Annotated in this window: 19 protein-coding genes; 7 read left to right on the top strand and 12 right to left on the bottom strand. The window is 65.6% G+C overall.

All coding sequences use genetic code 11. The annotated features are described in order from the left end of the window. Positions 1-3: 3 nt before the first annotated feature. On the bottom strand, positions 4-996 hold the full coding sequence (locus PVZ77_RS09385) for a YhdH/YhfP family quinone oxidoreductase (RefSeq protein WP_273807310.1): 993 nt from the start codon (positions 994-996) through the stop codon (positions 4-6). Positions 997-1,045: 49 nt separating this feature from the next. Next, positions 1,046-2,071 carry a protease SohB gene (gene sohB / locus PVZ77_RS09380; protein WP_273807309.1) on the bottom strand — a complete coding sequence of 342 codons (1,026 nt, stop codon included), beginning with the start codon at positions 2,069-2,071 and terminating at the stop codon, positions 1,046-1,048. Between the two features lie 258 nt (positions 2,072-2,329). Here sohB and PVZ77_RS09375 point away from each other — a divergent pair, with 258 nt between their 5' ends. Further along, a complete protein-coding gene (locus PVZ77_RS09375; RefSeq protein ID WP_273807308.1) occupies positions 2,330-2,641 on the top strand; it encodes an SCP2 sterol-binding domain-containing protein in 312 nt (103 codons plus the stop codon). Between the two features lie 51 nt (positions 2,642-2,692). Here the strand turns inward: PVZ77_RS09375 and PVZ77_RS09370 are convergent, their stop codons facing one another. From PVZ77_RS09370 to PVZ77_RS09340, 7 genes are all read right to left on the bottom strand, one after another. Continuing rightward, positions 2,693-4,174: an efflux transporter outer membrane subunit gene (locus PVZ77_RS09370; protein WP_273807307.1), complete on the bottom strand. Its 1,482-nt coding sequence runs from the start codon at positions 4,172-4,174 to the stop codon at positions 2,693-2,695. Further along, positions 4,171-7,281, bottom strand: coding sequence for an efflux RND transporter permease subunit (locus PVZ77_RS09365; protein WP_273807306.1), 3,111 nt, complete (start codon positions 7,279-7,281; stop codon positions 4,171-4,173). The genes PVZ77_RS09370 and PVZ77_RS09365 overlap by 4 nt, the downstream gene beginning before the upstream one ends. Before the next feature lies 1 nt (position 7,282). Continuing rightward, a complete protein-coding gene (locus PVZ77_RS09360; RefSeq protein WP_273807305.1) occupies positions 7,283-10,417 on the bottom strand; it encodes a multidrug efflux RND transporter permease subunit in 3,135 nt (1,044 codons plus the stop codon). Between the two features lie 9 nt (positions 10,418-10,426). Further along, complete coding sequence (locus tag PVZ77_RS09355) at positions 10,427-11,662, bottom strand: MdtA/MuxA family multidrug efflux RND transporter periplasmic adaptor subunit (protein WP_273807304.1); 1,236 nt, start codon at positions 11,660-11,662, stop codon at positions 10,427-10,429. A gap of 159 nt (positions 11,663-11,821) precedes the next feature. Then, a complete protein-coding gene (gene tpx / locus PVZ77_RS09350) occupies positions 11,822-12,322 on the bottom strand; it encodes a thiol peroxidase (RefSeq protein WP_273807303.1) in 501 nt (166 codons plus the stop codon). A gap of 79 nt (positions 12,323-12,401) precedes the next feature. After that, positions 12,402-16,094 (bottom strand): translocation/assembly module TamB domain-containing protein, encoded by a 3,693-nt coding sequence (locus PVZ77_RS09345; protein ID WP_273807302.1) that lies wholly within the window; start codon positions 16,092-16,094, stop codon positions 12,402-12,404. Next, positions 16,091-17,824 (bottom strand): autotransporter assembly complex protein TamA, encoded by a 1,734-nt coding sequence (locus PVZ77_RS09340; protein WP_273807301.1) that lies wholly within the window; start codon positions 17,822-17,824, stop codon positions 16,091-16,093. Before PVZ77_RS09340 ends, PVZ77_RS09345 begins: the two co-directional genes overlap by 4 nt. A gap of 121 nt (positions 17,825-17,945) precedes the next feature. Here PVZ77_RS09340 and xthA point away from each other — a divergent pair, with 121 nt between their 5' ends. Continuing rightward, positions 17,946-18,758, top strand: coding sequence for an exodeoxyribonuclease III (gene xthA, locus PVZ77_RS09335; protein ID WP_273807300.1), 813 nt, complete (start codon positions 17,946-17,948; stop codon positions 18,756-18,758). A 69-nt stretch (positions 18,759-18,827) separates the two neighbouring features. Then, positions 18,828-20,183 (top strand): substrate-binding domain-containing protein, encoded by a 1,356-nt coding sequence (locus PVZ77_RS09330; protein ID WP_273807299.1) that lies wholly within the window; start codon positions 18,828-18,830, stop codon positions 20,181-20,183. Between the two features lie 212 nt (positions 20,184-20,395). Here PVZ77_RS09330 and PVZ77_RS09325 read toward each other — a convergent pair whose 3' ends face one another. Then, entirely contained in the window at positions 20,396-20,788 is a 393-nt protein-coding gene (locus tag PVZ77_RS09325) for a DUF192 domain-containing protein (protein ID WP_273807520.1), read from the bottom strand. Between the two features lie 145 nt (positions 20,789-20,933). On the opposite strand from PVZ77_RS09325, the gene PVZ77_RS09320 reads away from it, so the two are divergent. Further along, a complete protein-coding gene (locus PVZ77_RS09320; RefSeq protein WP_273807298.1) occupies positions 20,934-22,142 on the top strand; it encodes an MFS transporter in 1,209 nt (402 codons plus the stop codon). Then, positions 22,139-23,347 (top strand): MFS transporter, encoded by a 1,209-nt coding sequence (locus PVZ77_RS09315; protein WP_273807297.1) that lies wholly within the window; start codon positions 22,139-22,141, stop codon positions 23,345-23,347. The genes PVZ77_RS09320 and PVZ77_RS09315 overlap by 4 nt, the downstream gene beginning before the upstream one ends. A gap of 72 nt (positions 23,348-23,419) precedes the next feature. On the opposite strand, the gene PVZ77_RS09310 is transcribed toward PVZ77_RS09315, so the two are convergent. Next, entirely contained in the window at positions 23,420-23,614 is a 195-nt protein-coding gene (locus PVZ77_RS09310; protein ID WP_007158427.1) for a hypothetical protein, read from the bottom strand. Between the two features lie 250 nt (positions 23,615-23,864). Between PVZ77_RS09310 and PVZ77_RS09305 the strand changes: the two genes are divergently transcribed. After that, positions 23,865-24,263 (top strand): response regulator, encoded by a 399-nt coding sequence (locus PVZ77_RS09305; protein ID WP_273807296.1) that lies wholly within the window; start codon positions 23,865-23,867, stop codon positions 24,261-24,263. Positions 24,264-24,534: 271 nt separating this feature from the next. Here PVZ77_RS09305 and PVZ77_RS09300 read toward each other — a convergent pair whose 3' ends face one another. Then, positions 24,535-24,795 carry a hypothetical protein gene (locus tag PVZ77_RS09300; RefSeq protein ID WP_273807295.1) on the bottom strand — a complete coding sequence of 87 codons (261 nt, stop codon included), beginning with the start codon at positions 24,793-24,795 and terminating at the stop codon, positions 24,535-24,537. A gap of 159 nt (positions 24,796-24,954) precedes the next feature. Here PVZ77_RS09300 and PVZ77_RS09295 point away from each other — a divergent pair, with 159 nt between their 5' ends. After that, on the top strand, positions 24,955-25,188 hold the full coding sequence (locus PVZ77_RS09295) for a hypothetical protein (RefSeq protein WP_273807294.1): 234 nt from the start codon (positions 24,955-24,957) through the stop codon (positions 25,186-25,188). Positions 25,189-25,653 lie beyond the last annotated feature (465 nt).

The following is a 25,653-nucleotide window of genomic DNA, read 5'->3' as shown; positions in this document are numbered from 1 at the left end:
CGCTCAACCGAGATCGACCACCACGCGTCCCACCATCTTGCCCGCCAGGATCTGGCTGATGGTGTCGGGCAGCTCGGCAAGGCCGACCTCGCGGGTCAGGCTGTCCAGGTCGTCCAGCTTCCACTGCACCGAGAGTTTGTCCCAGAGCGCTGCCTTGGCCATCAATGGCAACTCGACGGAATCCACGCCCAGCAGATTCACCCCGCGCAGGATGAAGGGAAAGACCCCGGCGGCGAAGGTGGTGCCGGCGGTCATGCCGCAGCAGGCCACGCTGCCGCCGTATTCCAGCGACTTGATGACATTGAAGAGGATGTCGCCACCGACGGTATCCACCGCCCCGGCCCACTGCTGGTCCAGCAGCGGCTTGCCGACGCCATCGGCCAGGGTGGCACGGTCGAGGATCTGCCGGGCACCCAGGCGATGCAGCCACTCCGCGCGCTCCAGCTTGGCGGTGGAGGCGGCCACGTGGTAGCCCAGGCGTGCCAGCAGCTTGACCGCCAGACTGCCTACGCCACCACTGGCCCCGGTGACCAGCACGGTGCCGGCCTCCGGGGTCAGGCCCATCTGTTCGAGTTTCTCGACGCACAGCGCCGCGGTGAGACCCGCGGTGCCCAGCACCATGGCCTCACGCAGGCCGAGATTGTCCGGGCGACGGATCACCCAGGCGGCCGGCACCCGGATGTACTGGCCGAAGCCGCCCGGCGTGCTCATGCCCAGGTCATAGCCCGTGACCAGGACCTCATCGCCCACGGCGAATTCGCCGGCACTGGAGTGTTCCACCACGCCGGCCGCGTCGATGCCCGGGGTGTGGGGATAGCGTCGGGTCACGCCGCGGTTGCCGATGGCCGACAGGGCGTCCTTGTAGTTGAGCGAGGAATAGCGCACCCGAATCAGCACCTCGCCCGCGGGCAGGTCGTCCAGGCTGCGCGTCACCACCTCTTGCCGGAAAGCACCATGGGCCCCTTCGGTCACCCAGAGCGCCTGAAAATTGCTCATCGCAGAACCTCCGTTGGAGTCTTGTTATCGGCCGCCAGTCCTTTGGACCTCAGCGCCAGCGGGTCGACTCGGCCAGGCGCTCCCACCAGGTGCTCACCAGACGATCGATGCCGAGGCTCGCGGCCATGCCCAGGCGTTCGGGCAGCGATTTCTTCTCGACGAAGCGCAGCGAAAAGACTTCGACCACCTGGGCTCGTTCGGCCAGGTATTCGTCGCTGGTACGCAGCTCGTCCACCAGCTGCTTGCCCAGCGCGGCCTGGCCGAGCCAGACCTCGCCGGTGGCGACCTCGTCGATATTGAGCTGCGGCCGGTAGTGGGCAACGAAATTCTTGAACAGCACATGGGTGGTATCCAGATCGTGCTGGAATTTTTCCTTGCCCTTCTCATCGTTCTCGCCGAACACCGTGACGGTGCGCTTGTACTGGCCGGCGGTGAAGACCTCGAAGTCCACGTCATGCTTCTTCAGCAGGCGGTGGACGTTGGGCAACTGGGCAACCACACCGATGGAGCCGAGGATGGCGAAGGGCGCGCAGAGGATACGGTCGCCGATGCAGGCCATCATGTAGCCGCCACTGGCGGCCACCTTGTCGACGCAGATGGTCAGAGGAATTCCCGCCTGGCGGATGCGCGCCAGCTGCGAGGCGGCCAGGCCATAGCTGTGCACCAGGCCACCGCCGCTTTCCAGCCGCACCACCACCTCGTCCTTGGGCGTCGCCAGGGTCAGGACAGCGGTGATCTCGTTGCGCAGGTGTTCGTTGGCCGTGGCCTTGATGTCGCCATGGAAATCGAGCACATAGACCCGCGACTTGCCGGTCTCGCTCTTACGCTTGCTCTTCTCGGCCTTGGTCTCGCGCTTGCGCAGGGCCTTGAAGGCCTCCTTGCCCAGAACGCTCTGCTGCAATCTCAGCCGCAGATCGCGATAGAAGTCGTTGAGCTTCTGCACCTGCAACTGGCCAGCGGAACTGCGCCGGTTGCGGCCGCGGACGGCGGCGGTGAACAGCAGCACGGCGATGATGGCAACCACCACGGTGACGGTTTTGGCCAGGAAACTGGCATAGTCGGCAAGAAACTCCACGGACTCTCCTAGGATGGCGGCAGCAGTGCCCTGCCCAGCATACCGAGTCGCCCGACCGATAGAAACTCGGCGACTCCCGGCGGTCTTCCGGCACCGGCTAGCCATTGGCCGCGATCAGGCCGTGCGCGCGCCCCAGGCTTTCAAACAAGCGTATGAATATCCGTTGACAGGTCTCCTGTCGCCCCCTACCCTCGGTCGAGTGCCCTGCCCCTCCCGCTGGAGTGGGCCTCATCGAAAAAGACCACAAGGACCCTCGCCATGAGCGCAGCCGAAGCCATCGCCACCCTGAAGAGCAAGTTCGACCCCTCCGCCGCGGCCGGCCTGGATCTCACCTATCAATTCGACGTCGAGGGCGGTGACAACTACTACGTGGTCGTCAAGGACGGCACCTGCGACGTCCAGCAAGGCGACGCCGCCGACCCGGATTGCACCCTGATCATGGACCAGGACACCCTGGCCGGCATCGTCAACGGCGAAACCGACGGCATGCAGGCCTTCATGTCGGGCAAGCTGCGTGTCGAAGGCAACATGATGCTGAGCATGAAGCTGGGCGAACTCTTCCCCAACTAAGCGCCAGTCGTGAAAAAGCCGGGCAATCGCCCGGCTTTTTTGTGCCCGGGATCAAGGCCGCCGCGGCGGCGCCGGCGGGGTGAGATTGCCATCCCAGCCACCGCCGAGCGCAGCGATCAGCTGGACGCTGGCACTGAGGCGGCTGCCCAGCAGGGTCAGGTTGGTGCGCTCGTTGCTGAGCGCGGTGGTCTGCAGGGTGACCACGTCGAGATAGCCGATCAGCCCGGCCTGGTACTGGTTCTCGGCCAGTTGCAGGGCGCGGCGCGCGGCATCCAGGGCCTCCTGGCGCACGCCGGCTTCGTCGCCGTAGGTGCGCAGCTGCACCAGATAGTCCTCCACCTCGCGGAAGCCGGCGAGCACGGTCTGGCGATAGCCGGCGACGCTGGCATCGTAGCTGGCTTCGGCGGACTCCACCTGGGCCCGGCGCAGGCCACCATCGAACAGCGACAGGGCAAAGGATGGCCCGATCGACCAGAAGCGATTCGGCGTGCTGATCAGATTGCCCCACTGGCTGGCGCTGTAGCCGCCGCTGGCACTCAGGGTCAGGTCGGGATAATAGGCGGCTTCGGCGACGCCGATGGCGGCATTGGCGGCCATGACCTGGCGCTCGGCCTGGGCGATGTCTGGACGCCGTTCGAGCAGCGTCGAGGGCACGGCGCTCGGCAGCGGCGGCAACTCGGGAATCGTCTTGACCGCGGCCAGCTGGAAATTGGCCGGGACTTCGCCGACCAGCACCGCTATGGCGTTTTCCAGCTGGGCACGCTGGTACCTGAGATCGATGGCGTCGGCCTGGGTGCTCTTCAGCTGGGTGGTCGCCTGGGCCACGTCCGCCGGCGTGACGATGCCGGCGCGGTACTGGTTCTGGGTCAGGCGCAGGGAACGCTCGTAGGTGGCCACGGTGGCGTCGAGCAGCCGCTGCTGGGCATCCAGCACCCGCACCTGCAGGTAGTTGGTCGCCAGTTGCGTCTGCAGACTGAGACGGGTGGCTGCCAGCTCCGCGGCGCTGGCCTGGGCGGACGCCCGATCCGCCTCCACCTGGCGCCTTACGCGCCCCCAGAGATCCAGCTCCCAGCTCACCCCCAGGCTAGCGTCGTAGGCATTGCTGATGGTGCTTGTGCCACCGCTGCTGAAGGTGCTGCTGGTGCCATTGGAGTTGCGGATGACGGTGTTGCTACCCGAACCACCGCCGCGCCCGGAGCGGGTGGCGCCCAGGCTGCTGGACAGGGTCGGGAACAACGAGGCCCGCGCCTGGCTGACCAGGGCCAGGGATTGCCGATAGGTCGCCTCGGCCTGGGCCAGGCTCTGGTTGCGCTGGTTCAGCTGGACCATCAGGCGATCCAGGGTCGGATCATCATAGCGACGCCACCAGTCGTCACGGACCTCCAGATCCTTGGGCGCCGCCGCCTGCCAGCCTTCGGCGTGGCGGTAGGCGACCGGCACCGGGGTGGCGGGCCGCTGGTAATCCGGGCCCAGGGTACAGCCGGCCAGCAGCAGAGCCAGGGTCAGCGTCGGCAGGCGCAGGATTGGGGTCATAGCGGCGTATCCAGGGCAGCGTCGGTACGGATGCCGCGCCAGCGATTGACGCGGCGGCGCAGGCGTTCGAAATAGAGATAGACCACCGGGGTGGTGTAGAGCGTGAGGATCTGGCTCAAGACCAGGCCCCCGACGATCACCAGGCCCAGTGGCTGGCGCATCTCCGCGCCTTCGGTATTGCCGATCAGCAGCGGCACGGCGCCAAGGATGGCGGCCATGGTGGTCATCAGGATGGGCCTCAGGCGCAGTAGACAGGCCTGGCGAATGCCCTCCTCGGGCGTCAGTCCCTGCTGGCGCTCCAGCTGCAGGGCCAGATCCACCATCATGATGGCGTTCTTCTTCACCACCCCGATCAGCAGGAACAGGCCGAGCATGGAAATCAGGCTGAACTGGCCACCGGTGAGCTGGATGGCCAGCAAGGCCCCTACCCCGGCCGACGGCAGCGTCGAGAGGATGGTCAGGGGATGCACGTAGCTCTCGTAGAGCACGCCCAGGACGATATAGACCAGCACCAGGGCGCCGAGAATCATCAGCGGTTGCCCTGACACCGTGCTGGCGAAGATGTTGGCGGATCCACCCAGGCGACCCTGGACATCGGTCGGCAAGCCGATGGCCGCCACCGCGCGCTGCACCGCCCGGGTCGCCTGTTCCAGGCTGACGTCCGGCGCCAGGTCGAAGTTGATGCTCTCCGAGGCGAACTGGCCATCGTGGGTAACCCGGTCCTCGGCGAGGCTGTTGGTGTAGTAGGCGAAGGCCGACAGCGGGACCTGAGCGCCGCTGGCGGTGATGACGCGCACCTGCTCGAGCACGGTCGGGTCCTGGGCATAGCGCGGATTGATCTCCATCACCACCTTGTACTGGTTGAGCGGCTCATAGATGGTCGAGATCTGCCGCTGAGCGAAGGAGTTGTTGAGCACCGCGGCGACCGTCTCCATGTCAACGCCGAGGCGCTTGGCCTTCTCGCGGTCGATCTGCAGGGTGATCTGCTGAGTGCTGCCCTCGCGTCCGTCCACCGCGGTCAGCTCCGGCAGCGCCTTGAGTGCGGCCAGCACCTTGGGTTGCCAGGTTTCCAGCAGCCCGACGTCGCCCGAGAGCAGGTTGTACTCATAGGACGAGGTGCTCTGCTGGCGCCCACCGAATCTCAGGTCCTGGTCGGCCATGAGGAACAGCTGGGCGCCCGGCACCTTGGGAGCATTGGCGCGGATGCGCTCGATGACCTTTTGCGCATCCAGCTTGCGCTCGGCAATGGGCTTGAGGCGAATCAGCATCACCGCATTGTTCACCCCGCTACCGGAGCCGGAGCTGCCGACGAAGCCGGAGGCGCTGGCCACCGCCGGATCGGCCAGCAACGACTTGCGCAGGATCTCGATCTTCGGCTGCATGACCTGGAACGACAGGGCATTGTCGCCACGGATGAAACCGATCAGCTGCCCGGTATCCTGCTGGGGCATGAAGGTCTTGGGTACCACGACATAGAGCAGCACGTTGAGCGCTATGGTGGCGATCAGGCTCAGCAGCGTCAGCCGGCGGTGGCGCAATGCCCAGCCGAGGGTCCGGTCGTAGCCGGCCACCAGGCGGCGATGGGCACGCTCGCTGAAGCGCTGCAACCGGCTCTCGTTGGCGGGATCATGGGGCCTTAGCCAGCGGGCGCAGAGCATGGGCGTCAGCGTCAGGGACACGACCAGAGAGACCAGGATGGCGGCGGCCAGGGTCAGGGAGAATTCGCGGAACAGTTTCTCGACGATACCGCCGATGAAGAGGATGGCCACGAAAACGGCCACCAGCGAGACGTTCATCGACAGCAGGGTGAAGCCCACCTCGCGGGTGCCCTGGTAGGCGGCCTTGAGCGGCGCCATGCCGTTGTCGATGTGCCGGGCGATGTTTTCCAGCACCACGATGGCATCGTCCACCACCAGCCCCGCCGCCAGGATCAAGGCCATCAGCGAGAGGGTATTGAGCGAGAAGCCGAGCAGGTACATGACGGCGAAGGTGCCCACCAGGGAGATCGGTACCGCCAGGGCCGGGATCACCGCGCTGCGCAGCCGGCCGAGGAACAGCCAGACCACGCCGATCACCAGGAAGACGGCGATCACCAGGGTCAGCTCCGCCTCGTGGAGGGTGGCCTTGATCACCCCCGACCGGTCCATGGCCACTTCCAGGCGGGCACTGGCCGGCACGATGGCTTCCAGTGCCGGCAGGCGCGCCTTGAGCGCGGCGATGGTCTCGATGATGTTGGCGTTGGCCTGCCGGTTGACCACCAGCAGCACGGCGCTCTGGTCGTTGTAGAAACCGGCGTTGTAGCGGTCTTCCACGGCATCGCTGACCTTGGCGACATCGCGCAGGCGCAACGTCGCGCCATCCTGGTAACGGATGATCAGGGGCGCATAGTCGGCGGCCTTGAACAACTGGTCGTTGGCCTGGATCTGCCAGTTGTGTTCGTCATTGGCCACCGCGCCCTTGGGGCGGCGCTGGTTGGCGCTGTTGATGGCGGTGCGGACGTCGTCCAGCGCCAGCCCGTAATGCTCCAGCTGGCGCGGTTCCAGCTCGACGCGCACCGCCGGCAGGGAGCTGCCACCGATCTGCACTTCGCCCACGCCGCTGACCTGGGACAGGCTCTGGGCCAGCACCGTGGACGCCAGGTCGTAGAGCTCGCCCTTGCTCAAGGTCTTGGAGGTCAGCGAAAACACCATGATGGGTGCCTGGGACGGATTGACCTTGCGATAGCGCGGCATCTGGCGCATGCCGCTCGGTAGCAGGTTGCGCGAGGCGTTGATGGCCGCCTGCACCTCGCGGGCAGCGGTGTTGACGTTCTTGTCCAGATCGAACTGGATGATGATCTGCGTCGAGCCCTGGCTGCTGCGACTGGTCATGGAGCTGATGCCGGCGATGGTGCCCAGGGAACGCTCCAGCGGCGTGGCGACGCTGGAGGCCATCACCTGGGGACTGGCGCCGGACAGGGTCGCCGAGACCGTGATGGTCGGAAAGTCCATCTGCGGCAGGGGCGCCACCGGCAACAGCCGGAAGGCGATGGCGCCCAGCAGCAGCAACGCCAGGCTCAGCAGCAGGGTCGCGACCGGCCGGGCGATGAAGGGCGCCGAGAGATTCACCTCAGACCGCCCTGCGTCGACCCAGGCGCTCGCCCAGGCTGTCGAAGGCCAGGTAGATCACCGGGGTGGTGAACAGCGTCAGCACCTGGCTCACCAGCAGGCCGCCGACCATCACCAGGCCCAGCGGCTGGCGCAACTCGGCGCCGGCGCCGGTGGCCAGCATCAGCGGCACCGCGCCGAACAGCGCCGCCAGGGTGGTCATGAGGATCGGCCGGAATCTCAGCAGCGCCGCCTGGTAGATGGCCTCCTCCGGCTGCAGTCCCTGGTGGCGTTCGGCATCGAGGGCGAAGTCGATCATCATGATGGCGTTCTTCTTGACGATGCCTATCAGCAGGATGATGCCGATCACCGCGATCAGGCCGAGGTCATTGCCGGTGAGCAGCAGCGCCAGCAGCGCGCCGATGGCCGCCGAGGGCAGCGTCGAGAGGATGGTCAGCGGGTGGATGAAGCTCTCATAGAGCACGCCCAGGACGATATACATCACCACCACCGCCGCCAGGATCAGCAGCAGGGTACTGGACAGCGAAGCCTGGAAGGCCGCTGCCGCGCCCTGGTAGTGGGTATTGATGCCCACCGGCAGGCCGATCTCCTGCTTGGCCGCGTCGATGGCCGCCACCGCGGCGCCTAGGGAAACGCCATTGGCCAGGTTGAACGACAGGGTCACCGCCGGGAACTGGCTCAGGTGGTTGATCACCAGCCGGGTCGGCCGCTGCTCCATCTTCACCAGGCTGGACAGCCGCACCGGGGCGCGACTGGTGTCCGTGGTGGTCTCGGTGGTGCTGGCGGTGCCGGTGCCACTGCTGCCGCTGCTGGACGAGGAGCCACTGCCCGCCTTGACCCAGACCTGGCTGAGGGCATCCGGTCCCAGGCTGTCGGCGGCGGCGCTGGCCAGCACCACCCGGTACTGGTTGGCCTGGGTATAGATGGTCGAGATCTGCCGCTGACCGAGGGCGTCATAGAGGGCGTCGGTAATGGCCGAGACCTGCACGCCGAGGCGGGCCGCGGCGTCGCGATCGATGGTCAGGTACAGCTGCAGCCCCTTGTTCTGCAGGTCGCTGGTGACATCGGTGAGTTCCGGGCGCTCGTGCAATGTCTCGATCAGGCGCGGCACCCAGGTGTCGAGCAGGCTGGCATCGGGCGAGTCCAGGCTCAGCTGGTACTGGGTCCGGCTGACCCGGTCCTCGACGCTGAGGTCCTGCACCGGCTGCATGTAGAGGGTGATGCCCACCACCTTGGCGACCGCGGGCCGCAGCCGGTCGATGACCTCCTGGGCGGTGACGTCGCGCTCGCCCTGCGGCTTGAGATTGATCTGCATGCGACCGCTGTTGAGGGTGACGTTGTCACCGTCGACGCCGATATAGGAAGACAGACTGGCCACCGCCGGGTCTTGCAGTACCACCTCGGCCAGCGCCTGCTGGCGCTCGCTCATGCCGCGGAAGGAGATCGACTGGGGCGCCTCGGTGATGCCCTGGATGGAGCCGGTGTCCTGGGCCGGAAAGAAGCCCTTGGGCACCAGCAGGTAGAGCACGGCGGTGAGCACGAAGGTCGCCACCGCCAGCAGCAGCATCAGCGCCCGGTTGGCCAGCGACCAGCGCAGCGCCCGGCCATAGCCGGCGATCAGCCGCTCCAGCCAGACCAGCCGGTGCTCGCCGGCCTCCTCGCGCTTGAGCAGCCGCGCGCACATCATCGGTGTGAGCGTCAGCGAGATCACCAGGGAGATGAGAATCGCCACCGCCAGGGTGATGGCGAATTCGCGGAACAGTCGGCCCACCACGTCCTGCATGAACAGCAGCGGGATGAGCACCGCGATCAGCGAAACGGTCAGGGACACCAGGGTGAAGCCGATCTGCCGGGCCCCCTTGAGCGCGGCCTCCAGCGGACTGGCGCCCTCCTCCAGATGCCGCGAGATATTTTCCAGCATGACGATGGCATCGTCGACGACGAAGCCGGTGGCGATGGTCAGGGCCATCAGCGACAGGTTGTTCAGCGAGAAACCGGCCAGGTACATGGCGCCGAAGGTGCCAATCAGCGACAGCGGCACCGTGACCGAGGGAATCAGGGTGGCGCTGAACCGGCGCAGGAAGACGAAGGTGACCATCACCACCAGCCCTACCGCCAGCAGCATCTCGTGCTGGACGTCGGTGACGGCGGCGCGGATGGTCTCGGTACGGTCACTGAGCACGGCGATGTCGAGACCGGCCGGCAGGCTTTCCCTGAGGCTGGGCAAGAGCGCCTGGATGCGGTCGACGGTCTGGATGACATTGGCGCCAGGCTGGCGCTGGACGTTGACCAGGATGGCACCGCTGCGATTGGCCCAGGCGGCCAGGCGGTCGTTTTCCGCGCCCTGGGCGATGGTGGCCACATCCCCCAGACGCAGGGCGCCGTTGTCGGCGTAGTTGAGGATCAGGTCGCCATAGGCCTTGGGATCGCGCAGCTGGTCGTTGGCGTCCAGGGTGGCGACCCGGGTGGGGCCGTCGAAGCTGCCCTTGGGCTGGTTGGTGTTCTCGCTGGTGACCAGGCTGCGCACGTCGGCCAGGGTCAGGTTATGGGCCGCGAGCTTGTCCGGATCGACCTGGATGCGCACCGCCGGGCGCTGGCCGCCGGCGAGGCTGACCATCCCGACCCCGGTCACCTGGGCGAGCTTCTGCGCCATGCGGGTGTCAACCAGGTCGTAGAGTGTGGGCAGCGGCAGCGTCCTGGAGCTGATCGCCAGGGTGACGATGGGCGTATCGGCCGGATTGACCTTGTTGTACACCGGTGGCGCCGGCAGATCGTTGGGCAGCAGGTTGTTGGCCGCGTTGATCGCGGCCTGGACTTCCTGCTCGGCGACCGAAAGGTCCAGTTCCAGGTTGAATCTGAGAGTGATGACCGAGGCACCACCGGAGCTGGTCGAGGCCATCTGCGACAGGCCCGGCATCTGGCCGAACTGGCGCTCCAGCGGCGCGGTGACGGCGCTGGTCATGACATCGGGACTGGCGCCGGGATAGAGGGTGAGCACGCGGATGGTGGGATAGTCCACCTGCGGCAAGGCCGCGACCGGCAGCAGCCGATAGGCCAGCAGGCCGGCGATGAGCAGGGCCACCATCAACAGGGTGGTGGCGACCGGGCGCAGGATGAAGGGGCGCGAGATATCCATCGCGGCCGATCAGCCCTGAGTCTTGCCGGGCTTGCGTACCGCCGGCTTGGCCGGTTCGCTGGGCGCCGCCGAAGCCCCGGTGACCACTTCCACCTCGTTGCCCTCGCGCAGCCGATCGGTGCCTTCGGTCACCACGCGGTCGCCAGCGGCCAGGCCTTCGGTGACCACGGTCAGGCTGCCGTCATCCGGACCCAGCTTGAGGCTGCGGACCTGAATCTTGTTGTCGGGCCCCACCACATAGGCGAAGGTGCCATTGGAGCCGAACTGGATGGCCGCCGAAGGCACCACCAGCGCCTGATCCAGCACCTGCTCGCGCACCCGGACGGTCACGAACTGATTGGGGAACAGCGCCTCGTCGCCGTTGGCGAAGCGGGCGCGGAACTTGAGGGTGCCGGTGGCGGTGTCGATCTGGTTGTCGAAGCTCTGCAGGGTGCCATCGGCGACCTTGCGCGAGCCACCGCGATCCCAGGCTTCGACCGCCAGGGTCTGGCCGGCGCGGGCGCGCTTGAGCAGTTCGCCGAGCTGGCTTTCCGGCAGGGTGAAGACCACCGAGATCGGCTGGGTCTGGGTGATCACGGCCACCACGGTGCTGTCGTTGGCGGACAGCAGGTTGCCGCCGTCGAGCTGACGCAGGCCGACGCGGCCGGCGATAGGCGCCTTGATCTGGGTGAAGGCCAGATTCAGCTTGGCATCGGCCACCGCCGCCTGACTGTTCTTGAGGGTACCGCGATACTGGTTGACCAGGGCTTCCTGGGTATCCAGCGTCTGCTTGGCGATGCTGTCTTCCCGGAACAGACCCTGGTAGCGCTTGAGGTCCAGCTCGGCGTTGCGCAGCTGCGCCTGATTCTGCTGCAGGGTGCCTTCGGCTTGCTGCAGCGCCACCTGATAGGGTCGTGGATCTATGGTGGCCAGCAACTCGCCGGCCTTGACCTTCTGGCCTTCCTCGAAGGCGACGCGTACCAGCTCACCGGCAACCCGGGTGCGGACATTCACCGTATTGAGCGCGGTCACCGTGCCGATCGACCTGCGCACGATGGGAAAGCTGCGCTGTTCGACCGCCACCACGCGCACTGGGGTCGGCCCGGTCATGCCAAAGGGGGAGCGCACGCCCTTGCCAGCGGCGGCCTCGTTCTTCTGTCCGTGCTGGTGATACCAGTACCAGCCACCAGCGGCCGCCAGCAAGACGAGGACGAGCAGCCAGACGAGTCGGCGACGGGGGGAAGAGCGGAGCGAAGAGTCGACCATCGGAGAATACGTGCACGCTGGGGAAGGCGGAAGATAAGCAGTAGCGAGACGGCTAACCAGCGCCTTTACTGCGATTTTACCTAAAGCAAAACGGGCAGACACAAAAGGCGCCTGCCCGCTTCGAAGCGCCCACCGCGCTGGGCGGTGGGTTGTCGGCGATCAGCCGAGGACGGCGAGTGCGGCCGCGTAGTCCGGCTCCTGGCCGATCTCGGGCACCAGCTCGCTGTGCAGCACCTTGTCCTGCTCGTCCAGCACGACCACGGCGCGGGCCGCCAGGCCTTGCAGCGGACCGCTGGCCAGGGCGACGCCATAGTCCTGCAGGAATTCGGCACCACGCAGGGTGGAGAGGTTCATCACCTTCTCCAGGCCTTCCGCACCGCAGAAACGCTTCTGGGCGAACGGCAGGTCGGCGGAGATGCACAGCACCAGGGTGTTATCCAGCTTGTCGACTTCGGTGTTGAACTTGCGTACCGAGGCCGCGCAGGTCGGGGTATCGACGCTGGGGAAAATGTTGAGCACCTTGCGCTTGCCGGCGAGGCTGGCCAGGGTGATGTCCTGCAGATCGCCATTGACCAGGCTGAACGCCGGGGCCTGCTGACCAGGCTGCGGCAGGTTGCCCTGCACCTCGACCGGGTTGCCACGCAAATTGACGGTTGCCATGAACGGCTCCTTTCTCATGAGACGGGACAGGGAGTAAACACGTTTTCCGCAAGCGATCAAAGCGTTACGCACCCCTGCTTCAAAAATCGCGGCGATAGAAGAAATCCAGGGAATTGGCCAGCCCGCTGGCGATCTCGAGATAGAGCCGGCGGGTGAGCTGGTAGCGCAGGGCCACGGTGTTCGCCGAAGCGAATACCCCGACCCCATAGCGCACCGACAATCTGTCGGTGAGATTGCCCGAGGCCACCACACTGGTCTTGTCCCCCGAACCCGCCGTATCCAGCTGGAAGTTCTGAATGCCCAACCGCTGCGCCAGGGCGCCCGCGGTGCCGGAACTGCCAGCCAGGCCCAGGGCCAGCGCCGCCTGGCCGAGCACGTTGTTGTCGCCTTCGCTGCCGCTGGACAGCGGGCGACCCAGTACCAGGTAGGCCAGCGCCTGCTCCTGGCTCATGCTCGGCTCGGAAAACACCTCGATGCGCGGCTGCTGGGCAAAGCCCGAGAGCCGCAGGCCCGCGGTGACATTCTGCTCCTGCACCACCCGCACGGCCTCCACGTCGATATAGGGCTGGGCGATGGGGCCCTGGAAGAACAGTCGGGCGCGTCTCATGGTCAGGCGCTGACCATAGGCGTTGTAGCGTCCGTTGCGCAGATTCAGCTCGCCGCGGGTGTCGAGATTGTCGCCGATATGCACCTTGCCGACGATTTCGGCGGACAGGCCGAAGGCATCGAAGGTGAGCTTGTCGGAACCGACCAGCACATCGACGTCCATGGCGATCTGCATCGGCTGCTGCCTGGCCGGCGCCTCCTGGCCGACGATAACGGCATCGTCCGACACCTTGACCGTGGACGGCGGCAGCTGCTGGACCCGGATGCGCCCGCGCGGCACCCGCACCTCGCCGGCCAGGGCCAGACGACCGTCCTTCATCAGGATCTTGAGATTGGGCGCCACTTCCAGCTGGGCATAGGGTTCGACGTTGACCGGCAGCTTGTCGCCGGTGACCGCCACGTTGACGTCCAGGCCATTGGCCCAGCCGACGCTGCCCTGGATCTGGCCACGCCCCTGGGTCCCGCTGCGCCAGCCGCCGTCGAGCACGGCGCTATCGCCCTGGATGCGGGCGGTCAGGCCGAGATCCTGCAGGCGCGTCGGTACGCTGCCACCGCCGATGTCGCCGCCGCTGAGCTGGATCTGGCCATTAACGCGCGGTTGCAGCAGCGTCCCTCCCAGCTCGCCCGCGCCATTGATCTTGCCTTCGAGGTGCTCGATGCCTTCGACAAAGGCCTTGCCCAGAGCCAGATTCAGGCCCTGCAACTGGAAGCGACCGGCCAGCGCCTGGCTCGGATCATGGGGATCCAGCCGGGCCTGGACGTCGAGCCGGCCAAGATCGGCACTGGTCAGACGCACCTGGGTGTCGACCTGCTGCGGTTTCAGGGCGCTGGTAACGTCCAGGCTGTCGTAGCTGAAGGTCTGCCACTGACCGGCAGCGTCACGCAGCCTGAGGCTGCCCCGCCCGGCCTGCAGCCGGATTTCGCCATCGGGTCCGGCCTTGGGCAGGCGCAGATCGACATCGCCGTCGAGGGTGCCCTGCCAGGCCAGCTCCGGCGGCAGCAGCGGTTGCAGACTGGCGAGCGGGAAGGCGCGCAGGTGCCAGGCGAGACGGGTATCGGGCAGCAGTTGCTGATCGTCGCCACAGATGCTGGCCGCGCCGGAGCGCCAGCAGTGGCGACCCAGCTCCAGACGACCACTGTTCAGACGCTCGATGCGGGCCGGGGTCTGCAGGGTCCAGTTCTGGCCGCTGGCCGCGACCGATCCACGAGACAGCTGCCCCTTCCAGTCCCCGTTGTCGGCCAGCGTGCCACCGGCTGCGAGCATCAGGTTCAGTTGCGACCCCTTGAGCGAGAGATCCGCCTGCTGCTGACGGCGATCCCCCTGCCCCTGCAGGCGCAGGACCCCGAAATCGCGACCGGCGGCCTGCAGCCCCTGGGCGGTCAGATCCAGCGTGCCGCGTTGGCGATCATCCAGGGTGGCGGCCAGCGCGAGGCTGCTGATGTGGTTGTCGGCATAGGCCAGCTGGCGACCGTCGAGGCGCAACTGGCCGGCAGGCGCCTTGAGGGTCCCGGCCACGTCCAGGCGGCCCTGGGCGCTTCCGGAAAGATCGGGCCAGAGCTGGGCCAGGCGGCGCAGGTCCAGCTGGAGCTGACCTTGCAGACGCTGGTCGAGGGCGCCCTGCCCCCGAATCCGGTTGTCGCCCAGGCGGATGTCGAGCTCGGATACCTGCCATTGCTCGCCAGCGCCCCTGGCCTTGGCCGCCAGCACGGCCGGCTGGTTGCGCAGTCGACCCTTGAGGTCCAGATCGGCATCCAGCTGCAGGCGACCATCCTTGAAGGCGCCCGAACTGCGCAGCGGACCGCCCAGGCTGCCGGGTAGCTGGGCCACCCAGAAGGCCGGATCGAGGCGGCTCAGGTCCAGCGCCACCTGCCAGCTGACGCCGTCGGTGAAGCCCAGATTGACCTTGCCCTGCGCCCGCCCCTCGCCGGCCTGGAGATCCAGGGACGGCAGATTGAGCTGGGTGGTGTCGCCACTGAAGGGGGCGGCCAGGGTAAAGGCGCCGGCCGGGCCGGTGGCGGCGGCCTTGAGATTGCCCAGGTAGGCGCCATCCCGATAGGCCACTTCGCCTTGCAGACGCTGCAGGCTCACCGGGGGCTCCGCCATGGGATACAGCCGCCGCCAGGGGAAGTCGCGCCAGTCCAGCGTGGCATCGGCGGCCAATCCCTCGTGCCAGTCGACCTGTCCGGCCAGCACCACCCGTTGTTCGGGCGTGGCCTGCAGGCGCAGGGCGGCGATTCGCGCGCCCCGGGCATCGACGCGGCCATCCAGATTCAGCTCCACCGGACCGCCCTCGCCCGGCAACCGGGCCTGGCCGACCAGGGCGTAGCCCCCGGCCAGGTCGCCCCGTGCGGTCAGCTTGAGATCGTTCAGTCGCAGGGTATCGGGCAGGCTGGCGGCCGCCTTGAAGCCATCGGCCACCAGTTGCAGGTCGGCCGGGACGTTTTCCACCAGCGGTTGCACCGTGCCGCTCAGGCGTCCGGGCAGATAACCGCTGCTGTCGGCCTCCAGCTGCAAGGTCTTCTGCAATTCACCGTCCAGCTTGAGCGCCAGCGACCAGGGCGCGGCCTCCGGCGCGGGCAGACCCAGGGTGCCCTGCAACTGCAGTGGCCAGGCGCCACTCGGTTGCAGCCGGCCGTGGGTATCCAGGGTGATGCCGTGGGCCACGCCGGCCAGCCGCTCGATGGCGATGCCATCAGCCTGCCAGCGCGCCTGGAGCGCCAGGTCGCGAGCCTGTTCGGCGCCGTTGTAGCGGATCTCGCCGATTCGCACCTCGCCCAGCTGCACCCCCAACGGCAAGCCGAGGCTGGGCAACTGGATGGGCCCACTCTGCTCGGGCGCAGGCTCGGGACTGGGCGCCTGGTCGATGGCGATACGCGAAGCGGTTAGGGTGTCGATGCACAGCTGCAACCGGAGCAGGCAACCGGGCCGCCAGGCGAACTCGGGCGCCTCGACCGTCACCCGGGTAGCACCACCGTCCCAGACCAGCTGCCGGGCTTGCCAGTGGCCACCGAGGCGGCCCTTGAAATCAACCAGGGTTAGCCCCGGGACCCGTTCCAGCAGCAGACGGCTGACGCTGTCGTTGCCCAGTACCAGAGCCAGCAGCAGGATCAGCCCACCGAGCAGGGTCGCCAGCACGCCAAGGATGACACCACCTACCGACTTCACAGCTCAGGTCCTATGGAAAAGTGCAGGCGGATGCCGCCGGGTTCGTCGAGGCCGTGGGCCAGGTCGACACGGATCGGCCCTACCGGCGAGACCCAGCGTACGCCTATGCCGACGCTGGTCTTGAGTTCGTAATTGTTGAGGTCGTTGAAGGCGCTGCCCTGGTCGATGAAGGTCGCCAGGCGCCATTTGTCCCGCAGGGGATACTGGTATTCGACGCCGCCCGCGACGAGATACCGGCCTCCCACATAGTCACCTTCATCGTTTTCCGGCGACAGGGTCTGGTAGTCGTAGCCGCGAACGCTCTGATCGCCGCCGGCGAAGAAGCGCAGCGACGGCGGCACCTTGTTATAGCCGTTGGTGAAGTTGCCACCCAGCTGCAGGCGCCCGAGGAAGCGGTGCCCGTCGCCCACGGTGATCAGCCCACGGGCCAGCGCCGTGGCATGGATCATGTTGGCATCCGAGAACAGTCCTTCCTTCGCCGCCGACACGCCGAATTGCAGGCGGTAGCCGCGATTGGGGTCGATGCGGTTGTCGCTGCGCAACAGGGAGAAATCCACCCCGGGCATCACCAGATTGGAGGTGCCTTCGTCATTACCCAGCCGATAGCTTTCGTTGCGCCATTTGAGCGAGAGTACCCGCTCCCAGCCGTTGGGAAACTTGCGATGCCACTCGGGACCCACGGTCAGCAACTGGCTGAGGGAGTCGTCGTTGGCGATCTGCTCGTACTGGTAGCCGCCAGCGAAGCGGAACTTGTCATTGATCGGGTCCTGCCCGGGAATGTCGTACCAGGTGGCAATGCTCTGGCGGGGCGCCGACAACTCCGCTTCCGCACCCAGGCTGTGGCCCTGGGGATTGAGCCAGTGGTTTTCCCAGGTGAATCTCAGCCTTGGTCCGACATCGGTGGAATAGCCGGGGCCGAAGCCGAAGGTCCGTGGCTTGCGGGTCCGTAGCGTGACCGTCACCGGCACCTCGGCGGCGCCTTCCTGCTTGGGATAGGTGTCGAGCCGTGCGCCATCGAAGAAGCCGCTGGCCAGCAGATTGCTCTGGAAATCGGCGATCAGCTCGGAATCGTAGGGCGTGCCCTGGGCAAACGGCACCATGCGCTGGAGCAGATCGGGATCGAAGGGCGCATCCCCTTCGAAGGACACCTTGCCGAGGACAAAGCGTGGCCCGCTGGCGAATACCAGGGCGATATCGGCAAAGCCGGTGGCGGGATCGATACGCAGCTGATGCTCGGTGAAGGTGCCACGAAAGAAGCCATAACGCTGCGCCTGATTCTGGATCAGGCTCTTGGCGTCTTCGTAGAGGCCCTGGTTCAGCGGCTGGCCCGCCTTGAGTCCGGCCGGTATCGGCTGGCGAAAGGCGCGCAACTCGCGCGCCGGGCCTTCGATGCGGATATCGACGTTGCGCAGCCTGACCGGCTCGCCCGGCCGTACCTCGACCACTAGCCGTGGCGTCTCCCCCGGCTCGACCCGGGTCTCGATCTGCGCGTGGTAGTAGCCAAGGGCCTGGGCTGCCTGTTCGGCCTGCCGTTCCGTCGCCGGACGCAGGCGCTGCAGCCCGGCTGCATCCCGTCCCTCGACCGAGCCGATATAGGCCTGAATGTTGTCTCGCAACGCGTTATTGGCGGGCTGGACGCGAACGCTGACTTCGGCCGGTGCCGCCCAGGCCACCCCGTGCAGACAACAAATTCCAATCAGGGCGCGACGTAGAGCGTTCGGCTTATTCATACAGGGATGCTAACGGGCGTTGCGCTGTGAGACAAACGGGAGTGGCCAGGGTTCGCCAGGTGGCGGTTTCGGCGAGAGGCTTTCTGCTAGGCTAGGGCCATCCATATTTCGGGAGGGCGACATGAAGGTAGTTTGCTTCAATATCAACGGCTTGCGCGCAAGACCTCATCAACTTTCTGCCATCATAGAACGCTATGATCCGGATGTGATCGGCCTTCAGGAAACCAAGGTCGCGGATGACCAGTTTCCCCTGGCAGAGGTGGAGGCCCTGGGTTATCACGTGCACTACCACGGCCAGAAGAGTCACTACGGCGTGGCCTTGTTGTCACGCCTGGCACCCCTGGAGTTGCACAAGGGCTTTCCGGACGACGGTGAAGAATCCCAGAAGAGATTCATCTATGGCGTCTTCGCGGATCGCCAGGGTCAGCCACTGGTGATCATGAACGGCTATTTTCCTCAGGGCGAGAATATAGCCCACCCGACAAAATTTCCTGGTAAGAGGAAGTTCTACGCGGATCTTCAGAATCTACTTGAAGAGCGTTTTTCTCCGGACACGCCCTTGCTGCTCATGGGCGACTTCAATATCTCGGCCCAGGATCGCGACATCGGCATCGGCGCCGCGAATGCCAAGCGCTGGCTGCGTACCGGCGCCTGCAGCTTCCAGCCGGAAGAGCGCGAATGGATGCAGCGCCTGCTCGGCTGGGGCCTGATCGACAGCTACCGCCAGCTGCACCCTGAGGTCGACGACCGCTTCAGCTGGTTCCCCTATCGCAGTCGCGGCTTCGAAGACGAACCCAAGCGCGGCCTGCGCATCGACACCATCCTGGCCTCGCGGATCCTGCAGGAGCGTATCGTCTCCGCCGGCGTCGACTACGACATCCGCGGCATGGAGAAACCCTCCGACCACGCGCCGATCTGGCTGGAATTGACGTGAGGTCCTGTCATATCGGCGTCATGCGACGCTCCTAAGGTGTCGGCCTCGCCTTAGGCTCGAGGCCGACCCATGAACTGCTCTGCTTCGGTATTCCGTCGCGCCTTGCTGCGGCGAGCGATGCTCGCGACTTTGCTTCCGCTGCTGTCTTCCCCCCTGCTGGCCAGCGACAGCCCAACCACCCTCCTGCGTCTGCAGGGCTCCAATACCATCAACGCCCGCCTGGGTCCGCGCCTGGTCGCGGCCCTGCTCGCCGAGCGCGGCTACCGCGATCCCCAGGTAGTGCCCACCGCGGTGATGGATGAATGGCAGCTGGTGGCGCGCGCCCCGAACGGCGCTAGCGTGGCCGTGCAGATCGCGGCCCATGGTTCTAGTACCGGCTTCACCGCCCTGGCCGCGGGCACAACCGATCTCGCTGCCGCCTCGCGCCCGGTCACCGATAGCGAGGCGAACACCCTGGCCGGTCTGGGTGACCTGCGCAGCAAGGAGGGGGAGTACGTCATCGGCCTGGACGGCCTGGCGATCATCGTGCATCCCGGCAATCCGCTGCGGGAACTCGATCTGCAGCAGCTGGCGCAGATCTTCTCCGGCGCCATCGACGACTGGCAGCAACTGGGCGGCAAGCCCGGCCCGATCCGGCTCTATGCGCGGGATGATCGCTCGGGCACCTACGACACCTTTCGCGAGCTGGTGTTGACTCCCGCCGGCAAACGCCTGAGCGCCGCCGCCAGGCGCTTCGAATCCAACGAAGAATTGGCCCAGCGGGTGGCCGAGGATCCTGCCGGCATAGGCTTCACCAGCCTGGCGGCGGCTGCCGGGTCGCCAAAGCTCGCCCTGCGCGACGGTGAAGGCCGCGCCATAGCGCCGAGCGAAGCCAGCATCGCCACCGAGGACTATCCGCTTGCCCGCCGGCTCTTCCTCTATGCGCCGCCGGCTCATCGTTCGGACTGGGCGCAGCGCCTGCTGGAATTCAGCCAGACCCCGGCGGGTCAGGCGGTGGTGCAACAAAGCGGCTTCGTCGCCCAGCGCATCGAGCCTCTGACCATGGACGACACCCGCGGCATGCCAACGGCTTACGGCGAACTGGCGCGCCGGGCGCAGCGCCTCACCGTCAACTTCCGTTTCACCGCCGGCAGTGCGCGCCTGGACAACAAGGCGCTGCGTGATGTCGAGCGGCTGGCCGCCTTCATGCGCCAGCCGGAAAATACCGGTCGGCAGCTGATTCTGGTGGGCTTCAACGATGCCACCGAAGATCCGGCACGCGCAGCCCTGCTGGCGCGCCTGCGGGCCACCGCGGTCGCCACGGCATTGCGTCACCAGCAGGCCTTTGCCGGCGAAGTGCTTTCTCTCGGCGACCAGCTACCCGTTGCGGGACTGTCGCCCAACGGCCGAGTGAAGAACCGGCGTGTCGAGGCCTGGATTCAATAGTGGGCAGGGCGTCATGCCAGCAACGGGAAGAGGTGCAGCACACCCATATGGCGCCAGCCGCCAGTGCAGGCACAGAGGCCGCCAGGCAACTCATACGCCTAAAAAACTTAAAGTAACATATTAAAAGCAGATTCTACTTAAGGTTATAAAGTCAACATAACTTATTGATTTATATGAAAAATATAAAATAATCCTGATACCACATCGAAGGACTACCGGGAGGCAGGCGCGACCTTTTCCAGCCCCTGTACAGGTGCGCCTGGCTTGATCCCATGCCCTGAAAACCAGCCGGCCTGGGTTTCCAGCGCGTAGCGCGCCGGGGCCTTTGAGCAATGATGGGTATCGGTGAGTGGCTGCATCTCGACGGTATTGAGGATCCTGCCACTCTTGTCGATGAAGGCGGCGGCCAGTGCGCTGGGGGTATCGCGCATCCACAGGCAACGTTCGTCATCCCCGGCGAAGACGAACAGCATCCCTTCGCGGGCGTCCAGTGGCGGTCGCCCCATGAGTCCCTGAGCCCGCTGCGCAGGTGTGGTCGCCACCTCTACGGCCAGGCGCTGCTCACCGATCCGCACGTCGATCCGTTCCGCTGCCCAGCAGGGCATGGCGACCAACAGCAGGAAACCGACCCAAGTAGGATCTGGCGCTCGTTTCGCTTCCTCGCGCGCATGGACAAAAAATGTCATCGCATGTGACCTTTACCGGACGAAAGCAATCTATCCCACATTGTCAGACAACCTCTCGAGTCCGATGTCGACCGCCAGCCTACCGCCCGTACCCTCACCCGCTCTGGCCACCCGCATTACCCTGGGCACGGTGCTCTTTACCTTTATCGCCTACCTTACCATCGGCATCCCCCTGGCCGTGCTGCCGGGCTACGTGCATGACCAGCTGGGCTTCAACTCCATCATCGCCGGCCTGGTGATCAGCAGTCAGTACCTGGCGACGCTGTTTTCGCGCTCCCACGCCGGACGCATCATCGATACCGTGGGCGCCAAGCAGTCGGTGCTCTACGGCATGCTCGGCTGCGGCCTCAGTGGCGTGCTGATGCTGGCCTCGGTGCTTCTGCAAGCCTGGCCCTGGGTCAGCCTCACCGCCCTGCTGCTCGGCCGACTGGTGCTGGGTTGCGCCGAAAGCCTGTCAGGCACCGGTGCCATCTCATGGGCGATCGGCCGGGTCGGCCCGACCAATACCGCCAAGGTGATTTCCTGGAATGGCGTCGCCAGCTACGGCGCCCTGGCCATAGGCGCGCCGCTGGGCGTGGCCCTGGTGGATACCCTGGGGCTGTGGATCATGGGCGTCAGCATCATCGGGCTGGCTGCCATGGGTTATCGCATCGCCAAACCCCGTCCGCCGATCGTTCCGGTGCGCGGCGAACGCCTGCCCTTCACCACCGTGCTGGGTCGGGTCCTGCCCTTCGGCCTTGGCCTGGCGCTGGGCGGCATCGGCTTCGGTACCCTGGCGACCTTCATCACCCTCTATTACGCCAGTCAGGGCTGGAGCGGCGCGGCCCTGTGCCTGACCGTGTTCGGTTGCTTCTTCATCGGTGTGCGCCTGGTCTGTGCCAACGCCATCAACCGCCACGGCGGCTTTCGCGTCGCCATCGTCAGCCTGGCGGTGGAAGCGGTCGGTCTGGCCGTCCTCTGGCTAGCCCCCAGCGTGACCACCGCCCTGGTGGGCGCCGCCCTCACCGGGATCGGTTTCTCGCTGGTGTTCCCGGCGCTCGCCGTGGAAGCGGTGCAGCGGGTTCCGTCTTCCAACCGGGGCGCCGCCCTGGCCGGCTATTCGGTATTCATCGACCTTTCGCTGGCAGTGACCGGCCCCCTGATCGGCGCCGTGGCCACCCACTTCGGCTATGCCGCCAGCTTTCTCTGCGCCGCCCTGGCCGCGCTCGCCGGCCTGGCCCTCAGCGTCCGCCTCCTCTGCCGATTCGACGAGTCCTCTCGAGAACAGCCATGACCACGACCGCCCCTCCCGCTACCTCGCTCGCCATCACGCTGCGCATCGTCTCGATCGTCGTCTTCAGCTTCCTGCTGTTCCTGGCGATCGGCCTGCCGCTGGCGATCCTGCCGGGCTACGTGCATGACGATCTCGGCTACGGCTCGGTGATCGCGGGCCTGGCGATCAGTATCCAGTACCTCGCCACGCTGTTCACCCGCCCCCTGGCCGGCAAGCTGGCCGACAGCATCGGCGCCAAGCGCGGGGTGATCTACGGCCTGTTCGGCTGCGTCGCCTGTGGCGTGCTGACCCTGCTGGCCACTTCGCTGCAGAGCGTGCCTGGCCTCAGCCTGGGCCTGCTGATCGTCGGCCGGGTCATCCTCGGCATGTCACAGGCCCTGATCGGCACCGGCTGCCTGAGCTGGGGCATGGGCAGCGTCGGCATGCAGCATGTGAGCAAGGTGATCTCCTGGAATGGCATCGCCGCCTACGGCGCCCTCGCGATCGGCGCGCCGCTGGGCGTGGCCATGGTCGCCGGCCTGGGCCTGTGGAGCCTGGGCGTGGCCATCGCGCTGCTGGGCGCCCTGGGCCTGGCACTGGCCTGGAACAAGGAACCGGCGCCAGTGATTCCCGGTGAGCGACTGCCCTTTCACAAGGTGTTCTGGCGGATCAGTCCTTTCGGTCTCTGCCTGCTGCTGAGCTCCGTCGGTTTCGGCGCCATCGCCACCTTCGTCACGCTCTACTATGCGAGCAATGGCTGGCCCAACGCCGCCTTCTGCCTCACTGCCTTCGGCGCAGCCTTCATCTGTGCGCGGCTGCTGTTCGCCGGCACCATCAACAAGCTGGGTGGCTTTCGGGTCGCCCTGGCCTGTTTCACCGTCGAGACCCTGGGTCTGCTGCTGCTCTGGCTGGCGGTCACCCCGCAAATGGCGCTGATCGGCGCGGCCATGGCCGGCTTCGGGTTGTCACTGGTCTATCCGGCCCTGGGCGTGGAGGCCATCGTCAAGGTACCGCCCACCAATCGCAGTGCCGCGCTGGGCGCCTACTCGCTGTGCCTGGACCTGGCGCTCGGTATCACCGGGCCGCTGGCGGGGGCCATCGCCAATGGCTTCGGCTTCAGTGCCATCTTCCTGTTCGCCGGCCTCATGGCCCTGGCCGGCCTGGGCCTCAGCGCCCTGCTCTACCGCCGCGCACTGCGTGAGCGGCCGGACCTGGCGCCAGCCTGACCGGCTGGCAACGCCAGCGCCAGGCACCGGCTAATCACTCAGCTGATGTCGCCAGTCGGCTCCCTGCAGCGCCTACAGCGGACCGGGATCCGGGATCGGTGCTGGCGGCTTGGCGGGTTCGGTCAGGTTCTCGACCACTTCGTCTGGGATCTCGGTATCGATTTCCTCGTCGGCCATGTCGGAATCGTTGAGCGGTGCCTGATCGCCACCCAGCCAGAGGGCCAGCGGCGAGGTTGTGTCGGGCGCGGGAGAGAGAGAAAGGATCATGCCGTGGCTCCTGTGCCGGTAGGTCTCAGAGATTAGTAGGTCGGCAGCGCCAGATGTTTCATCCAGGTCCCTACCGCACGTCGCCGGATGGCAGGCAACTGACTGGTGCACGCCAGAGCGGCCGGTGCCGTTCTAGGGCAGGCTTCGCCAAGCTTGGCAGCAGGTGCGGCCGCGGATCCTGGCGATTGGCCAGGCGCAAGGCCCAGGCCTGACTAGACTGAAGAGATTCTCCACTCAGGAAAGGTCGCCCATGGATACCAACGCCCGCCCCCCTCACACCTCGAATCTGCTCGCGGTCGTTTCGGAAGACGAGTTGCTGCTGCAAGCGCTGGTCCGTGAGGTCCTGAAACAGGAAGGCTTCCATGTGGAGACCTTTGGCACTGCCGATGCCGCCCTGCAGTTTCTCGAACTGCACTGGCAACAGGTCAACGTGGTGGTGTCCAACGTGCGGATGCCAGGCGTGATCGATGGCATCCAGCTGGCGAAGATCGTCAATGAACGCTGGCCCGGGGTGCCTTTCGTGCTGATGTCCGGTTATGCCGGGTTGAGAAGTGACATTCCCGCCGGTGTGCCCTTCCTCCATAAACCCTGGACCCTGGATCAATTGACCGAGGCCGTCTGGCAGGTGGTACCGCTACCATCGCCTTGAAGACCGTAGACAGGATCTGCAGCTGTCTGCTGGGCAGACGCAGAATTCAGCGGGCGACGGTAGCCCAGATAGACCCCGGTAGACGCGAGCCGTCCAGAGCTGCTGCTGAAGAGGATAGCCAAGGCGACATTATCAATACGACCGACAACCCTTGCTGTCGCCAGGGACGGATGAAAGACCTGCCGGCCATGACGAGTATGCGCACACGGCGATATCGATAAGAAGCGATTGGAAGGTAATGGTCAATTAGCAATTCGCCGCTTGGCCAGGATTACGGAGCCTTACCGCCAATGAGCACCGTATCGGCTTGCAACGGTAAATGGGAGCCTTTAAGGCGAAGTTCGTTGACGGCGTACAGCACCATGATATTAAGTGCTTCGACATTCAACACCGTGCGTTTGACAATCAGGCGAGATACCTTTGCTGGCACCCTAGGATCCAGGAGCGTCAGCAAAACATCTTCACCCCGGTATTCGATGAAATGCTTCACCGGTGGATCCAGCATTTCCAACGCCTTTTTCAGCCTGTTCATGGAGCCCCCGGGGTAAAACTACTGAAACGTTTCATCTTTTTGACATACCGCTTTCCGTGCTGTCCCTGACCATCCATCCGGCGCCTTGGCTTCAGGCTATTTTCTAACCGTCGCGACACTGTTTCTGTAGCCCTATCAACAGGTACCGGAGAACGTCGAATGAACGAACAGGACCGGACACATGGCCTTCTGCTGCTGGAGCGATACGCCGCCGAACAAGATGCAATCAATCAGCTATTGCGGCAAATCTACGAATGCCATGGCACTTCTGACTCAGAAGCGCTCAGGGATATGCTGACGCTGTGCATCGCTGAAATACAGGATCGGCAGACCACCGTTCAAAGTGCGTTCCGCTTTTTACTTGATCTCAAGGAAAAGCCGGGCAAGGAATAACGAAGCGGCGATCAACCCGCATAAGCCGCTCTTCGGTAGTCGCTCATGCGCGGCAATCTCCAGCAAGGAATGTCATTGCCTATTAACCGCTTCGCCTTATATAAAACGGATAGCTTGGTCGGCAGCCTACACTTACAGCATACCGATTGTTTTCGACGTTGCCGATTGCATCACCCAACCCAACCTTGTTGCTCTACGATTTTTGGAGAAGGGTTAGCCCTATATGGCTGATGGAAAGGGACATCATGATGAATGTGGAGAATAGCCAGGCCACCCTGACATAAACCTAAAGAACATAGGCTTTTATGCCTGGAGGCCATGCCTCAGCGAGGCGCTCGTTTGAACCGAGAAGAACACGTCGAGGCAAGCCTATAGAGTCAGCCTGGCAATTACCTATCAGCGCCTATCGCGATCCGCCGCCCTCGTTAGCGGCGCTCCCTTACCCACCGCCGTTCGTGAAAGAGC

Origin of the sequence: Pseudomonas sp. SHLD1 (genome assembly GCF_028640935.1) — a bacterium.
Lineage (GTDB): Bacteria > Pseudomonadota > Gammaproteobacteria > Pseudomonadales > Pseudomonadaceae > Chryseomonas > Chryseomonas aestiva.
The sequence above is the reverse complement of the archived record's forward strand: the minus strand, read 5'-3'. Positions and strand labels throughout refer to the sequence as shown.